Below are 14,969 nucleotides of genomic sequence, written 5' to 3'. Positions count from 1 at the left end.
TTTAAGAAATATTGGGGATAACTTAAAGCTTCCACATAAGAGTTAAACCCGAAACCTGCGATTTATGCAACAAAAATTTCGGAAGTCGGCGCGTCGTGATGAACTCGCCGGTAACAAGTACGTGACAATACTCCGCCAGTATCGCCGCTGTAGTGCGGTGATCACGGCCACTCACTTGAGCGGAATACCGCGGAAATACGACGACGCCGCAGCTTTCGCACCTAGGCGAGCTGCGGCGTCGTCATCAAAAATCGACGATCAAATTATTGTCGCGAAATTTATGCCTCGGCCGGCTGAACCTGAGCCACACGCTGACCCAATTCGGCGTCGAGACGCAAGAGGCCCGGGCCGTCGTCGCTAATCAACTTCACGCGACCCACGATCTCAGAAATGGTGGATTCTTCCTCAACCTGCTCGCTAATGAACCAGTACAGCATCGGCAGGGAGTCAACATCCGCGGCGGACTGCGCAGTGCGGTACAACTCGCGAATCGCTTCAGACACCTTCTTCTCATGTGCCAAGGCGGCCTCAAAAGCCTCAAGCACGGTGTTTGCGCGGGACGAGACAGCAGGAATTGCCTCGAAGGTCGGGTGAGCATCGCGATCCGTCATGTGCTTGACGAACTTCTCGCAGTGGATGATCTCTTCCTCGGACTGCGCGCGCAGCCACTGGGCGATGCCTGGAAGGTCAATGACATCCATGTCGATCGCCAGTTGGCGGTAAACAATCGATGCCTGCATTTCCAAGGTCACTTGCTTATTGAATGCTGTTTCCAATTCACCGGTAAGTTCCATAAACCCAGCCTAGGGTGTTCGCGACCACTCCGCATCAACGATCACGATGGGCGAACTCATAACCATCACAGTTGTTGCATTTGCGTTATATGGGATAGTTATTGGCATGCCTCGACCCCGAATTCACGATGTTGCCTTGCGCAATCAAATGCTCGATGAAGCCGCGCGGATTACGGCAGCAGAAGGCGTTGAGGGACTCAGCGCGCGCCGCCTATGTACCGCAGTGAACACCAGCACCACCGCCGTTTACACGCTCTTCGGAGGAATGGACGGCGTAAGGTTCGCGCTGTACCGGCGAGCAGCTGACAGCTACTTCGAAGATTTCTCGCAGATTCCTTATAACGACGACGAACCCCTCAAGTTCATGGATGAAGCCATGCTCAAGTACCGGCGCTGGTCCATGGCCAACCCAAACTTGTACGGCATCTTGTTCGGCGGAGCGCTCAAGCTTGACCCAACACTGCCCGAATCAAGCGGCGGCATGCCAGAGTCGGACCTTCGATTCGCCGCCGAACTGGCAACCGTGCCCACTAAGGCGCTCTTGCGGGCCATCGAGTTGGGGCATTTGCCGATCCCTATCAACCGGGTTCCCAACTTCTTGTTGTCCACCTGGGCGTGCATGCACGGCCTAGTCTCCCTTGAAATCAACGCCATTACCTCTGGGATTCAGAGTGGGCTTCCGGGTATCAACGGCGCCGGCTTCGACGAGCATTTGTACGTTGAAACCATTCGCAGCCTCACCCGCGGACTGGTCCAGACGTACCATTTGGACGAATACAACGAAGATCCCAGCACCGAAGTGCTAGATGAGTTGATTGTCTCAAGTAAGAATTCTCAGCCGGGCGAAAACGCCAAATAGCGCTACATCGCGCGGATGTTCAAGGTAAACAACAAGCCAACAAATTCGCCCCTTAGGTGAATTTTAGGAAAACTAACGATTTTATGCCCCTCCCGTCTAGCCATATCGACTTTTCTGGCGTAACGTGGATTACGTAGTTTCAGTAGTTCCCGCAGTTGGTAGTGCCTGGTCTCCTCGGAGATCAACCTTTCCTGTCAGCGGTACATCACGTAGCTGCATGTAAGTCTTCAATCCTGGGACTTGCGCCCCTACGTCCGCAAGGACATCCGAAAGGAACATCAAAATGGCAACTGGCGTCGTAAAATGGTTTAACGCTGAAAAGGGCTACGGATTCATCGCTCCAGATGACAACTCCGCAGACGTTTTCGCTCACTACTCCGCTATCCAGTCCAAGGGCTTCCGCGCTCTTGAAGAAGGACAGCGCGTTGAGTTCGAAATCACCGATGGTCAGAAGGGCCCACAGGCCACTGACATCCGCGCTCTCTAATCTTTAGACAGCTAAAGCTTTACAAGCTTCGGGGTGAATAACCCCACCAACAAGAACCTCCCGGTTTCTGAGTCTTCCTCGCGAAGACCAGCCGGGAGGTTCTTGTTTTTGCAAGTGCCTTTTCATGGCAGCCGCCCTCGCCTTTGCCAGTGCCTTGTCAGTGCGCACGAACTCGTCTTTTCTGCTGCATTTTCATGGCCGCCGCACTCATTCGCCTCTACTTGCGCCTCTACTTGCGCGTTTCACGGCACCAAACTCGGCGTGATCGGCGCGGCGTTGCCTCGTCGCCACCTGTCCGCTACCTCGTCTCCACCTATCGCTGCCTCGTCGCTGCCCAGCACCGCCCACTCGCGGTTGAACGTAGCGAGAGTTGCGCCATCTAGAAGCGCACGTAGCTGGTGTTGCGCGATCGTATCCAGCGAGACGCCTATTCCGCAACAATCAGTACATCTGAAAAATGCGGCACAACAATCGCTACGTTGAGGTCTTTGCGCAAGCGCAACTATTGATACGTCTCCGCGGCCCAACGCAACAAAAACTACGCTCGGCCATCGGCTCCGATGCAACTATCGCTACGGCCACATTTTGAGGCGCAACAATCACGACGTTTCTCCGCCGCCATGGCCACTGCCACTGACGTCGCCACTCCTGCCTCCGTCGCCGCCGTCTCCACTCCTGCCTCCGTCTGCGCCATCGCCATCGCCGAAGTCTCCGCACCTGCCTCCACACCTGCCTCCCGGCCAGTCTCCGGCACTTCGCACTTCGCACTTCGCGCACTATCAGTGAGACATCGGATCGTCTCCAGGCTTGCGACTTCGTGGTTTGTTCACCAACGAAAACGCAAGTCCAGGGACGAAGCGAAGTCTCGGGAATGCTTGATGCCTGTTGGCGGTTGTCAATTGATATGAGCATTCCTCTTTCCATTCTGGACTTGGCCATCATTCGCCCCAACAGCACGGCAGCTGTTGCTTTCAAAGAGTCCGTTGAGGTAGCTCAGCGCGCAGAACAACTGGGCTACAAGGGTGTTTGGTACGCCGAGCACCACAACATGCCCACGATTGCGTCGAGTGCCACCAGCGTTTTGATGTGTCACGTCGCTAATCACACCTCCACCATTCAGGTGGGTGCCGGCGGCATCATGCTTCCCAACCATTCCCCCTTGGTGATCGCCGAGCAGTTCGGAACTTTGGAAGAACTCTTCCCAGGTCGTATCAACTTGGGACTCGGTCGCGCACCGGGTTCTGATCAGGCAACTTTCCGTGCCCTTCGACGCGACTTCGCCGCCGCAGATTCCTTCCCTCACGATGTTGTGGAGTTGCAGGGCTATCTCGAAGGCGACTCGGTCATCAAGGGTGTAGACGCAACACCGGGCAAGGGCACCAACGTGCCGCTGACCATTCTCGGTTCTAGCCTGTTCGGAGCCCAGCTGGCAGCTCAGCTAGGTTTGCCGTACTCCTTCGCGAGCCACTTCGCTCCGGATGCGCTCATGCAAGCCGTCCAGGTGTACAAGCAGCAGTTCAAGCCGAGCGATGTTTTGCAAGAACCCTATGTCAGCGCGGGAATTAACATCATCGCTGCGGACACTGACGAGCAGGCTTTCCAGATTCTTGAGAAGACCAAGCGCCAGCGCATTCGTCAGATGTTGGAGCGCGGCCGCACTCAGCCATTCACTGAGGATGAGCTGGACATGGTCATGGAGTCACCGGCTGGCCAGCAGGTCCTACGCATGCTGACGTATCTTGCCGCCGGCACCGGCGAACGCGTCAAGGACTACTTGGAACAGTTCGTCGAAACCACCGGTGTCAACGAACTCGTGACGGTGCACTCTGCGGTAAATCACGAGGATCGCTTGCGTTCGCTCGAAGTGACTGCAGCAGCCATGGGACTTACTCAGCCCGTCAGCGCATAACTTCACGCAGATATTTTCAGGCCAAGTTTCACGCACAAGGCCGACGAAAGTTAGTCAAAGAGAGTCGTCGATCTAGGTCGAAGACACTGACCTCCCGTTCCCTGCCTGCTTGTTCCATCAAGCTCGCAGGGAACGGACTCCGGCCCACAGTACGCCGATCAATAGCAGGATGAGAACGCCGTCGCACGCGATGTACGCGTAGTGCCACAGCGATCCGCCGTCGGATGCTCCGCTAAGCACTAAATCGGTTTGATGATTGAGCTGCGGCCGCACCACGATAACTTTCACGAGTTGCACCACGCCAAGCGCCGCCACCATCCCCTGAATTGCGGTCGAGACGCCCCGCCCAATGGTCGCAAACAGCATCGCCGCGAAGATAAAGAATTCAACGGTGTTCATGACGCCGAAAACCAGGCGCCCGATTCCGAGGCCCAGCGGAATGGTGATGCCTGGAGCTTGAAATTTCAGTGGCGCCTCGATCAAGGAAATCCCGATGATCAGTCCCAACCAGAGCGCCGGCAAAATGAGTCTCATGCCTAGCCAGACGTGAGAATCACGCGTGTTTCGCTCTGCGATGGCTTCATTTTCTGGGCGTCTTTGCCTCGTCATGAACCAAATTCTAGCGTCTTTATAAATGCGCTCTCAAGAAGGCTCAGAAACGTTCTCCACACCACTTCCCCGCGTGCCTTGGAACGCATAGGCTGATGCTCAAGTCCATTGTCTACACAGGAGGAACCATGAGCGATCCGTACGAAGACACCGAGTACGACGAACAAGCCGCTGACGACTGGGAAGATCCAGAAGACGGCCGTGACGGAACCCCTCCAGAGGGCTCCTCGGATGACCCAGAGTCCATGGATCGCATCGATCCTTTGCGCCAGCACACGTACCTGATCGACGGCGAACCGGTCGAGGATGAGGATGACGGTTGGGAGACCGATCCCGACAACGTGGGGTTGGACAACGGTGAGGATGAGGAACTCGTTGAAGAAGACGAGGACTCAGACGATGACGACGAAGAAGACGAAGACTCCGACGACGAGGACGAGGTCGACGACTGGGGCGACGACGAAGATGATGAAGAAGAGTTTGATGAAGAGGAAGAGGACGAGGATAAGTAGTCTGGGCGGCTAGTATCAATGGTCGCCATGATTAATCCTCATCAGCTCCGCATCCTGCTCGAAGTCCTCGAAGCTGGATCCTTTGCGGCCGCCGCACCGCGCTTGGGTCTCACGCCGTCTGCCGTCAGCCAGCAGATCAGCGCGCTCGAGAAAGCTTCGGGGGTCACGCTCTTCGAACGTAGTGCGCGATCTGCAGTGCCCTTGCCCTCCGCGGAGGCGATGGCGCGGCATGCGCGCATTGTGCTCACGGAACTGGAATCGCTCGTCGCCGCTGCGTCTGCGGCGGAGACCAGCAGTTCTCATGTTGAGTTGCGCGTGGGAATTTTCCCGTCATTGACGTCGTACCTGATTCCGCGATTGATGCACGACGACGCCTGGTTGGCTTCCGGAACACAGTTGCGGTTGAGCGTGGGTGAGCCTGCGCAACTGGTGCGTAGCTTGCGTTCTGAGAACGGGCTTGACGTTGCGCTGGTGTTCCAAGTGGGCCAAGGTGGGCTGGCGTGGCCTGCGAGTTTGAAGAGAACGTGGCTCGCTGAGGATCCATTCGTTTTCGTTCTACCTGCAGCTTGGGGCTTCGAAGCTGAAGCAGCCCTCTCCCCCGCCCAGTTGGCGGACATGCCGTGGATCATGCACCATCCCGGAGCTTCGGATGCTGTGGTCATCGCCAACCTTTTCGCATCCTTCGGCATGCAACCCCGCGTGGTGGCGTACTCGGATGATTTCAACACCACACTCTCACTGGTGGCATCTGGATTGGGGGCCGCGCTTGTTCCCAAGCTCGCGCTCACCAATCTTCCAGAAGGCACCGTCTCGGTGCGAATTCCGGAAGCAAAACTCTCCCGTAGCGTCTTGGCTCTTACGAATAAGCCGCCGTCGCGGAGCGCTCGCGAGGGCACCGAAAACGAACGCGCAAGCGTTCCCGCAGTCCAAAACGCGGCAGCGATTTTTGTGGAGCGAATCGCCGCGCTCCTAGCTTCAAGCTAGCCGCGCATCGGTGTAGTCATGCGTATGGGCGCGAGCGTGTGCGTATGGGCGTGCGTGCGTGCGTGCGATTAAAAGTGTGGGCGTAAGCGTGGGTATCAGTTTCGGCGTGAAGGCCGAAGCTTTGTCTACTTCTTCGCGCGAAGATCTGCGCCGATGCGGTCCGCGGTGGCTTTGAGCGCCGGAACAATGGTTTCGAGCCGCGGAGCCGACGTGGTTCCAGGAACCACACTCATGGACACGTTCAAGGCGCACACCACATCACCTTCCGGCCCGAACACTGGCACGGCAACGGATTGCAGACCGACTTCAAGTTCCTGATTCACCACGCAGAAGCCTTGCTCACGCACAGCATCAAGCTCCCGAGCAAGCGCTTCAGGCGTGGTGATGGTGGCTGGTGTGAGCGGGTCAGCCTTCAACTGAGAGATTGCAGCATCGCGCTCGGAAACGGGCAAGTACGCCAAGAGAACTCGACCCATGCTGGTGGCAAAAGCCGGCAACCGAGTGCCTACGGAAATGCCGATGCGCATGATGCGTCGGGTGTGTACGCGGGCGATGTACACGATGTCATCGTCGTCCAACACTGACGCGGAACACGACTCGTTGAGTTCACCCGAAAGCTGTTCAAGCGCGGGCTCAATGATCTGCGGGAGCGTGTGCGAGCTCAGGTACGAATACCCCAACTGAAGGACGCGTGAGGTGAGCTCAAAGTACTTGCCGTCGAACCGGACATAGCCGAGCTCGGCCAGGGTCAACAGGAATCGTCGGGCGGTGGCTCGGGAAAGCCCCGTACGACCAGCAACCTCAGTCAACGTCATGGAAGGATGCTCAGCGTCAAAGGACCTGATGACGTCGAGACCACGCGCCAAGGACTGAACCGTGCTCGAAGACTGCAGCGTACCCGAAGAATAAACCGTGTCTGACGGATTAGCCGCGCTCAAAGACGCCTCAACACCGGACTCAGCGCCAACGGACACCGCGCCAACGGACTCAGTACCAACGGAAGATGGGTCGGGGACGGAAGTGGCGTCGTCGTAATTCCAAGACATCGTGGCGTTAGCGTCCTTCCAAAACCGAGCCCAAACGGCTCTCAAGAATACGCAAAGCCGCGCCGTTCCCAGAATCTGAAAAGGCGCGACTCGCGTAAAGGGGCAAAAGTTATGCGCGTTCCAAGGTGAACGGAATCTTCTCTTGCAACTCTTCGAACGTGGTGCCGTGCGTGGAGCGCACAACAACCTTGCCGTCGTTGATCAAGAAGATGGCGCTTTCCGTGTAGACACGCTTGACGCAGCCCAGACCCGTGACCGGGTAGGTCAACGCGTCCACGAGCTTCGCGGCACCATCCTTTGTGAACAGGCTCATCATGACCCAGGTTTCCTTCGCACCGATGGCGAGGTCCATAGCGCCACCCACAGCAGGGATAGCGTCCGGAGCGCCGGTGTGCCAGTTTGCGAGGTCACCCTCGCGAGAAACCTGGAACGCACCCAAAACGCAGACGTCCAAGTGTCCGCCGCGCATCATCGCGAATGAGTCAGCGTGGTGGAAGTAGGACGCACCGGGGAGCTCGGTGACCGGGATCTTGCCGGCGTTGATGAGGTCCTCGTCGATGTCGTCACCGGTGGCCTGCGGGCCCATGCCCAACATGCCGTTCTCCGTGTGGAGCGTGACGCCCTGATCGGCGGTCAGGAAGTTGGAAACGAGGGTTGGCTGACCAATGCCCAAGTTCACGAAAGCGCCAGGAGCGATGTCCGCGGCAACAATCTGAGCCAGAGCGTTCTTGTCCAGCTTTTCAGCGGTGGAAGCGAAAGCAGTCATTACTTGGTTCCTTCCTTAGCAGCAGCCTGTGCGCCATTCAACGTCACGACGGTGTCAACGAAGATGCCTGGCGTCACGATTACTTCTGGATCCAACGCGCCGATCTCCACGACCTCGTTGACCTGCACAATGGACTTCTTCGCGGCGGTAGCCATGATGGGTCCAAAGTTACGGGCCGTCTTGCGGTACACGAGGTTGCCGAGCTTGTCAGCGCGCAGCGACTTGATGAGGGCGAAGTCAGCCTTGATCGGGGATTCGAGCACGTAGCCCTTGCCGTCGATCACACGGGTCTCCTTGCCCTCGGCCAGCAGCGTGCCGTAGCCGGTTGGCGTGAAGAAGCCGCCGATGCCAGCGCCAGCAGCGCGGATGCGCTCGGCCAAGTTGCCCTGCGGAACGAGCTCAAGCTCGATCTCGCCAGCGCGGTAGGCAGTGTCGAAGTGCCATGAGTCAGACTGGCGTGGGAAGGAGCAAATGACCTTCTTCACGCGGCGTTCCTTGATGAGCAGTGCCAAGCCAGCGTCGGCCTGACCTGCGTTGTTGTTCACAACGGTCAAATCCGTTGCGCCGCAATCCAAGAGTGCGTCGATCAGTTCCATGGGCTGGCCGGCGTTGCCGAATCCGCCGATCATCACGGTTGAACCGCTGGTGATCTCGGAGACGGCGTCCGCCGCGTCAGTTGCGAAGCGAGGTGCCATGGTGTCCTTTCCTGTCTGTGAAATTCAGTGCTAGCTTGCGCCGCAATTACTTGGTTGCGTTGGGGTTTTCCACTACGACGGCGAGGCCCTGGCCCACACCGATGCAAATGGCAGCCATGCCGTACTTTTCGCCGCTCTCCTGCAAGCGACGTGCCACGATGCCCAAGATGCGCATACCGGAAGCGCCCAGCGGGTGACCGATGGCGATGGCACCGCCCCACTGGTTGACGATGGCTGGATCGATGTTCCACTGGCGGATGCATGCGAGGGACTGGGCCGCGAAGGCTTCGTTCAACTCGAGCGCGCTGATGTCATTCCACGTCAGGCCAGCATGGCGAAGAGCCTTGTTAGCGGCCTCTACGGGCGCTTCACCGAAGAACTGTGGCTCGTTGGCTGCCGCGCCGCGGCCGATGATCTTGGCAATCGGTGCAAGACCCAAGATGTCGCCAGCGCGTTCGCTGCCCAACCAACCGCCAGAGGCGCCGTCGTTCATAGGGGAAGCGTTACCAGCGGTAACCGTGCCGTTCTCAGCGGAACGGAACACCGTGCGCAAGGCCGCGAGGGACTCGGCGGTGGAGTCTGGGCGGATGGTCTCGTCACGCGTGACCTCGGTGCCCTTCTTGGATGCTGGTGGGACGGTGACAACGAGGTTGTCATACTTGCCCTCATCCCAGGCCTTGGCGGCAAGCTGGTGCGAGTTGGCTGCGAAAGCGTCCTGCTCTTCGCGAGTGATGCCGTGCTTTTCGCGCAGCTGCTCGGTGGCTTCACCCAAGGACACCGTCCATTCGGATGGCATCGCTGGGTTCACGAGGCGCCAGCCCAAAGTGGTGTTGGCGAGCTCGAGGTTCTGCATGGGGAATGGGCGGTCCGTCTTAGGCAATACCCATGGAGCGCGGGACATGGATTCCACGCCACCAACCAGCATGAGGTCAGCTTCTCCGGTTTCAATCTGACGGCTGGCCATCATGGCCGCGTCGAGGGAAGAACCACACAAGCGGTTGATCGAGGTTCCGGGGATCGAGGTAGGAAGACCGGCGAGCAGCAACGCCATGCGAGCTACGTTGCGGTTCTCTTCGCCGGCACCGTTGGCGTTGCCGAAAATTGCTTCGTCAATCTTGTTGGCGTCAAGACCAGGAGCGCGCTCCACGAGGTTCTTGATCACCAGGGCTGCGAGATCATCGGGACGATGGCCGGACAGGGATCCGCCAATCTTTCCGAAAGGGGTTCTAATGGCGTCGTATAGGTAGGCCTGCTGCATTGCATCTCCTGCGCTGTTCGGGAAAACGTCCCGCATCCAAAGTTTGGAATGTTCACATAGTGAACTTTTGTTCGTATGTTGAACTTTACCGTGGATCGACGTGACCTACAAGACTTTGATCGAAAAAAGTCAAGACTTCCTGAACACGGCGAATCCTAGTAACGTCACACATGCGTCCCATTGAACGGACGCACTCTTGATCGGGGCTGATCACAGCGCCCCGGCTACCTCGTGAAAGGCGCTTCAATGAGCAACCTCGTGACTGCCAAGATTGTGGACAGCATCGGCGTCCTCACCCTGAATCGCCCAGAAAAGCTCAACGCGCTGAATCACGAGATGGTGGATGCCATCGCAGAAGTACTTCAGGAGTGGGCTGGCGATCCTTCGGTCAAGATGCTCTTCATTCAAGGCGCCGGCGAGCGCGGCCTCTGCGCAGGCGGAGACATCCGCGCGTTCTATGACTTCCTCAAGGACGGACAGCCGGAACACATGCTGGCGTTCTTGCGCGCCGAATACGCGGTGAATCGCGCCATCGCGACCTTCCCCAAACCCACCATCGCCTACATGGATGGCATCTGCATGGGCGGCGGAGTAGGCCTGTCCGGTCACGCAGACGTCCGCATCGTCACCGAACGCTCCAAGGTAGCGATGCCCGAAACCCGCATTGGCCTCACTCCGGACGTGGGAGGCACGCACTTGCTGGGCCACGCCCCTGGACGCACGGGCGAATACTTGGGACTAACCTCCTCCGTGATGGGTCCAGGCGACGCCATTTACGCCGGATTCGCGGACATGATGATCGATTCAGAGAACTACGTGGACGTCGTCTCCACTCTCCCGGACCTCGTGGGACTTTCCACCGCGGACCTCTCGGCTGCGCTCGAGGTCATGTACGGCGCCTCCCCCAACATCGCCGCCAAAACGCGTGGCGCACTCCCGGAGAGCCTCGAAATCAACCAGGACTGGATTGATCGGGCGTTCGCGGGCGAGACGGTCGCGGACATCATGAACGCACTTGCCGAAATTCCGGGCGAGGGACCTCGCGCTGCCCTTGAAGAGATGAAAACGCACTCTTACCTCAGCCAAGAAGCCGCTTTGCAGTGCATCCGCGCCGCTCGCGAAGGCAACAACCTCTCCCAAGCGCTTGAACGCGAATACAACATGGTGGAATACGTCATTTCCTTCCCAGATTTCGTGGAGGGCGTCCGTGCTCAGGTGGTGGATAAGGACCGCAATCCGCAGTGGACCATCAAGGGACCCGAGGACGTGGATCGTGAAGCGATCTCCCGCGTGGCCACCAACGTCCCAGACCCCGCGTAGTCCCGGCCCGCGTAGCCCCGAAACCTCCACACCAGCACACTAAAAAATGGCCAACTCCCCTTCCGGCGATTCAGTTCTGGATCGCTTGGTTCGCATCCTCGGCGCGTTCAGCGCGCAACACTCGGCACTGACCGTGAGTGCTCTGGCGCGCCGCGCGAACGTCCCGCGCGCCACCGCGTACCGGCTGGTGGAATCCATGGTCAGCCACGGCTTGCTGGAACGCCGGGACAACGGCGAAGTGGCTGTTGGCTTGGGGCTTTGGGAGATTGTGAATCGTTCTGCGAGCGCCAACGACCTCAAGACCATCGCCATGCCATTCATGGAGGACGTCAATCAGGTGGTCCAGCACAGCACCCAGCTCTCCATCCTGGTGGAGGACGAGGTGCTAGTACTGGAGCGGCTTTCGCGCCCCGGTCACGCAGTCAACGCCGCCGGCATCGCCAAGCGCATGCCGCTTCACCGCACCTCGATGGGCATGGTGCTCTTGGCATTCTCCGCGCCTCACGTGGCGGAGGGTTTCATGCAGCGTCACGGCACAGAAATAGCGCTCTATCATCAGGATTTCCGCCGCTCGCTGGATCACATTCGGCGTAACGGCTACGCGACCTTCGACGGTTTCATTGACGAAGAAACCACGGGTGCCGCCGCCCCCATTTTGGACACCAGAAACCGTGCCGTCGCCGCGATGGGCATCGTGGTTCCGCGGGAATCGGATCAGCTTCCCACCGCCATCGCCGCCCTGCGCACGGCGGCTCGCGGCATCAGTCGCGCCCTCTCCAGCCTGCCCGCGTAGGCGAGCTGCGTCGTCGTACTAAAGAACGCAACAAATCCCATTCAATGGGACAACCGTGGCGCGCGCCACAATCGAAACCGCACACTGAATCTAATGCCTGCCGCACTGAGCGCGGGCGGTAAGAATTTCATGGAAGGTTGCGCTCTTGACTGAAGGCACGACGACGAAGACTCAAGTTGCGATTGTGGGCGGCGGTCCCGCGGGACTCATGTTGTCCCATTTGTTGTCCCAGCGCGGCATCGACAACGTGGTCGTCGAAAAGCGCGATCACGACACCATTTACAACACGCACCGTGCCGGCATCCTAGAACAGCAGGCCGTCAAAATGCTCACCGAGACCGGCGTTGATGGGCGGGTCTTGACCGTGGGTGACGAGCATGAGGGAATTGACCTGCGGTTCAATGGCGAATCGCACCTACTCAACTTCCCAGAGCTCGTGGACGCTACCGTCACGCTCTACGCGCAGAACGAAGTCTTCCTGGATCTTGCAGCCGCCCGCAAGCGCGACGGCGGCGACGTGCGCTACGAATCCGACGTCACCGAACTGCTGGACATCGAAGGCGAGAACCCCGGCTTCCGCTACACGGACAAGGAAGGCGTTAGCCACGAAGTGCGCGCGAAGTTTGTGGTGGCAGCCGACGGCTCCCGCTCCTTCTGCCGCCGCCAAGTACCGACTGGCAGGTTCGAAGAATTCACGGTCCGCTACCCCTTCGGGTGGTTCGGCATCCTATGTGAAGCCCCCAAGTCCTCCCCGGAACTGATCTACGCAAACTCCGATCACGGCTTCGCGCTCATCTCCCAGCGCTCCGAAACCGTGCAGCGCATGTACTTCCAGTGCGACCCCGAAGAGAACGTCGACAACTGGTCAGAAGACCGCATTTGGGCCGAACTGCAGCGCCGCGTCGACGGACCGGACGGCTTCCAACTCAAGACCGGCCCCATCTTCGACAAGACCGTCCTCCAGTTCCGCTCCTTCGTGCGCGAACCACTGCGCCACGGCAACATGTTCCTCGTGGGCGACGCCGGACACACCGTCCCTCCCACGGGCGCGAAGGGCCTGAACCTGGCGTTCGCGGACGTCAAGGTGCTGTTCGAAGCCTTGGATTCCTACTTCGGTTCGCAAGCCGCCAAGAATTCGGCGCTGCTCGAGGCCTACTCTGACACCGCCCTGAAGCGCGTGTGGAAAGCCCAGAACTTCTCCTACTGGATGACCTCCATGTTGCACACGCGTGAAGACATGACGCCGTTCGAGCGCAAGCGCGCCCTCGGCGAACTCGAAACCATCGTGGGCTCCACCTACGGCCGCCAGTACCTCGCCGAGTCCTACACGGGCTGGCCACACAACGGTTCCGCAAACGCTTAGTACCGACTTCCGCTTAGTACCCGCATCCACCTACACCCCGTCCAAAACCCCGAAAGGAGAAGCCTGTGAGTGCTCAAGAAACGTCCACTGACAAATCGTTCGAGAACAGCCACGCGCTTGACCCCGCAGCCACGGCCGATTCCCAGCAGCAGATCGACCAGGAAATCGCAGACCTTCACGGCGGCTATCGCGCCGCTGTCGAGTCCGGCGAGAGCAAGGAAGAGACGCAGCCGCGCATCAACTTTGCGCCATACCGCTCTTCACTGCTCCGCCACCCCACCAAGAACTTGCACCACGCGGATCCAGAGACTATCGAGTTGTGGTCCCCGGCGTTCGGCGAGCGTGATGTGCATGCGCTTGAATCGGATCTGACCATCCAGCACAACGGTGAGCCCATCGGCGAGCGCATTGTGGTGCAGGGTCGCGTTCTTGATGGCGACGGTCGCCCGGTTGCCGGCCAGCTGATCGAAATCTGGCAGGCCAACGCCGCCGGCCGCTACATTCACAAGCGTGATCAGCACCCTGCCCCGATTGACCCGAACTTCACCGGTGTGGGCCGCGCCATCACGGGACCTAACGGCGAATACAAGTTCACCACTATCAAGCCGGCCCCGTACCCGTGGAAGAACCACCACAACGCGTGGCGCCCAGCGCACATTCACTTCTCGCTGTTCGGCACGGATTTCACGCAGCGCATGATCACCCAGATGTACTTCCCGGGCGATCCACTCTTCAGCTTGGACCCGATCTACCAGTCCATCACGGACCAGAAGGCCCGCGACCGCTTGGTTGCTACCTACGATCACTCGGTCACTTCCCACGAGTGGAACACCGGCTACAACTGGGACATTGTCCTCACGGGCAGCAACCGCACGTGGATGGAAGACGGAGAGGACGAACACTAAATGGCACAGGCACCTGACCTTAAGCTGGTTCCCACCCCGGGCCAGACCATTGGCCCGTTCTACGGTTACGCGCTTCCGTATGCTGACGGACACAAGCTCGTGGATCGCGCTCACCCGGGTTCTATCCGTTTGCACGGCACCGTGTATGACGGCAAGGGCGCCGTGGTTCCGGACTCCATGTTGGAGATCTGGCAGGCGGACGAGCACGGCAACATTGCGCAGAAGGATGGCTCGCTGGTTCGTGACGGTTTCACGTTCACGGGCTGGGGCCGCGTGGCCGTGGACAACGTGGGTCACTACACGTTCCAGACCGTGAACCCTGGCGCTACCGATGAGGGCAAGGCGCCGTTCATCATGCTGGTGGTTTTCGCCCGCGGCTTGCTGAACCGCTTGTTCACGCGCATTTACTTGCCGGAGGACACGGCCGCTCTTGAAAACGACCCGCTGTTGAAGTCGCTTTCTGAGGAGCAGCGCAAGACGCTCATCGCTACCCGAGAGGAAAACGGCGATCTGCGCTTCGATATTCACTTGCAGGGCGAGAACGAAACCGTGTTCTTGGCGTACCCGCGCAACGGCGAATAGTTCGGTTGGGGTGAGGTGGGGCTCGCGGCGAAACTGCTGCGGGTCCCGTTTCACGTCAACGCTTGGTTGCCTCGCTTCACGTTTCTG

17 protein-coding genes are annotated in these 14,969 nt (G+C 59.0%); 11 read left to right on the top strand and 6 right to left on the bottom strand.

Annotated elements, in window-relative coordinates; translation table 11 throughout:
• Window positions 1–278: 278 nt before the first annotated feature.
• Window positions 279–794: a ferritin gene (locus HD598_RS09255; protein WP_071894738.1), complete on the bottom strand. Its 516-nt coding sequence runs from the start codon at window positions 792–794 to the stop codon at window positions 279–281.
• A gap of 106 nt (window positions 795–900) precedes the next feature.
• Between HD598_RS09255 and HD598_RS09250 the strand changes: the two genes are divergently transcribed.
• From HD598_RS09250 to HD598_RS09235, 4 genes are all read left to right on the top strand, one after another.
• Window positions 901–1,653 carry a TetR/AcrR family transcriptional regulator gene (locus tag HD598_RS09250; RefSeq protein ID WP_183665400.1) on the top strand — a complete coding sequence of 251 codons (753 nt, stop codon included), beginning with the start codon at window positions 901–903 and terminating at the stop codon, window positions 1,651–1,653.
• Window positions 1,654–1,936: 283 nt separating this feature from the next.
• A complete protein-coding gene (locus HD598_RS09245; protein WP_071894736.1) occupies window positions 1,937–2,140 on the top strand; it encodes a cold-shock protein in 204 nt (67 codons plus the stop codon).
• Window positions 2,141–2,334: 194 nt separating this feature from the next.
• Window positions 2,335–2,523, top strand: a complete 189-nt coding sequence (locus HD598_RS09240; protein WP_183665398.1) for a hypothetical protein — start codon at window positions 2,335–2,337, stop codon at window positions 2,521–2,523.
• A 521-nt stretch (window positions 2,524–3,044) separates the two neighbouring features.
• Window positions 3,045–4,049, top strand: a complete 1,005-nt coding sequence (locus HD598_RS09235) for an LLM class flavin-dependent oxidoreductase (RefSeq protein ID WP_183665396.1) — start codon at window positions 3,045–3,047, stop codon at window positions 4,047–4,049.
• A 117-nt stretch (window positions 4,050–4,166) separates the two neighbouring features.
• Here HD598_RS09235 and HD598_RS09230 read toward each other — a convergent pair whose 3' ends face one another.
• Window positions 4,167–4,658, bottom strand: a complete 492-nt coding sequence (locus HD598_RS09230; RefSeq protein ID WP_260170530.1) for a hypothetical protein — start codon at window positions 4,656–4,658, stop codon at window positions 4,167–4,169.
• Window positions 4,659–4,786: 128 nt separating this feature from the next.
• Between HD598_RS09230 and HD598_RS09225 the strand changes: the two genes are divergently transcribed.
• Window positions 4,787–5,170 carry a hypothetical protein gene (locus HD598_RS09225; RefSeq protein ID WP_183665394.1) on the top strand — a complete coding sequence of 128 codons (384 nt, stop codon included), beginning with the start codon at window positions 4,787–4,789 and terminating at the stop codon, window positions 5,168–5,170.
• A 27-nt stretch (window positions 5,171–5,197) separates the two neighbouring features.
• Window positions 5,198–6,154, top strand: a complete 957-nt coding sequence (locus HD598_RS09220; protein ID WP_183665392.1) for a LysR family transcriptional regulator — start codon at window positions 5,198–5,200, stop codon at window positions 6,152–6,154.
• A gap of 125 nt (window positions 6,155–6,279) precedes the next feature.
• Here HD598_RS09220 and HD598_RS09215 read toward each other — a convergent pair whose 3' ends face one another.
• From HD598_RS09215 to HD598_RS09200, 4 genes are all read right to left on the bottom strand, one after another.
• Window positions 6,280–7,200 (bottom strand): IclR family transcriptional regulator domain-containing protein, encoded by a 921-nt coding sequence (locus tag HD598_RS09215; RefSeq protein ID WP_183665390.1) that lies wholly within the window; start codon window positions 7,198–7,200, stop codon window positions 6,280–6,282.
• A gap of 109 nt (window positions 7,201–7,309) precedes the next feature.
• The gene (locus HD598_RS09210; RefSeq protein WP_183665388.1) at window positions 7,310–7,966 is read right to left on the bottom strand and encodes a 3-oxoacid CoA-transferase subunit B; all 657 of its coding nucleotides are present in this window, start codon (window positions 7,964–7,966) and stop codon (window positions 7,310–7,312) included.
• The gene (locus HD598_RS09205) at window positions 7,966–8,661 is read right to left on the bottom strand and encodes a 3-oxoacid CoA-transferase subunit A (RefSeq protein ID WP_183665386.1); all 696 of its coding nucleotides are present in this window, start codon (window positions 8,659–8,661) and stop codon (window positions 7,966–7,968) included. Before HD598_RS09205 ends, HD598_RS09210 begins: the two co-directional genes overlap by 1 nt.
• A 46-nt stretch (window positions 8,662–8,707) precedes the next feature.
• Window positions 8,708–9,919: a thiolase family protein gene (locus HD598_RS09200; protein WP_183665384.1), complete on the bottom strand. Its 1,212-nt coding sequence runs from the start codon at window positions 9,917–9,919 to the stop codon at window positions 8,708–8,710.
• Between the two features lie 246 nt (window positions 9,920–10,165).
• Here HD598_RS09200 and HD598_RS09195 point away from each other — a divergent pair, with 246 nt between their 5' ends.
• The 5 genes from HD598_RS09195 to pcaG all read left to right on the top strand — a co-directional run bounded on the left by HD598_RS09195 (window position 10,166) and on the right by pcaG (window position 14,882).
• Window positions 10,166–11,239, top strand: a complete 1,074-nt coding sequence (locus HD598_RS09195) for an enoyl-CoA hydratase/isomerase family protein (protein ID WP_183665382.1) — start codon at window positions 10,166–10,168, stop codon at window positions 11,237–11,239.
• A gap of 46 nt (window positions 11,240–11,285) precedes the next feature.
• Entirely contained in the window at window positions 11,286–12,032 is a 747-nt protein-coding gene (locus tag HD598_RS09190; RefSeq protein ID WP_183665380.1) for an IclR family transcriptional regulator, read from the top strand.
• A 145-nt stretch (window positions 12,033–12,177) separates the two neighbouring features.
• Window positions 12,178–13,395: a 4-hydroxybenzoate 3-monooxygenase gene (locus HD598_RS09185; protein ID WP_260170529.1), complete on the top strand. Its 1,218-nt coding sequence runs from the start codon at window positions 12,178–12,180 to the stop codon at window positions 13,393–13,395.
• Between the two features lie 65 nt (window positions 13,396–13,460).
• Window positions 13,461–14,300, top strand: a complete 840-nt coding sequence (gene pcaH / locus HD598_RS09180) for a protocatechuate 3,4-dioxygenase subunit beta (RefSeq protein ID WP_183665378.1) — start codon at window positions 13,461–13,463, stop codon at window positions 14,298–14,300.
• Window positions 14,301–14,882, top strand: coding sequence for a protocatechuate 3,4-dioxygenase subunit alpha (gene pcaG, locus HD598_RS09175; RefSeq protein WP_071894724.1), 582 nt, complete (start codon window positions 14,301–14,303; stop codon window positions 14,880–14,882).
• Window positions 14,883–14,969 lie beyond the last annotated feature (87 nt).

It is taken from the genome of Neomicrococcus aestuarii (genome assembly GCF_014201135.1).
Taxonomy (GTDB): Bacteria; Actinomycetota; Actinomycetes; order Actinomycetales; family Micrococcaceae; genus Neomicrococcus; species Neomicrococcus aestuarii.
This window is presented reverse-complemented; position numbering and strand designations above follow the sequence as displayed.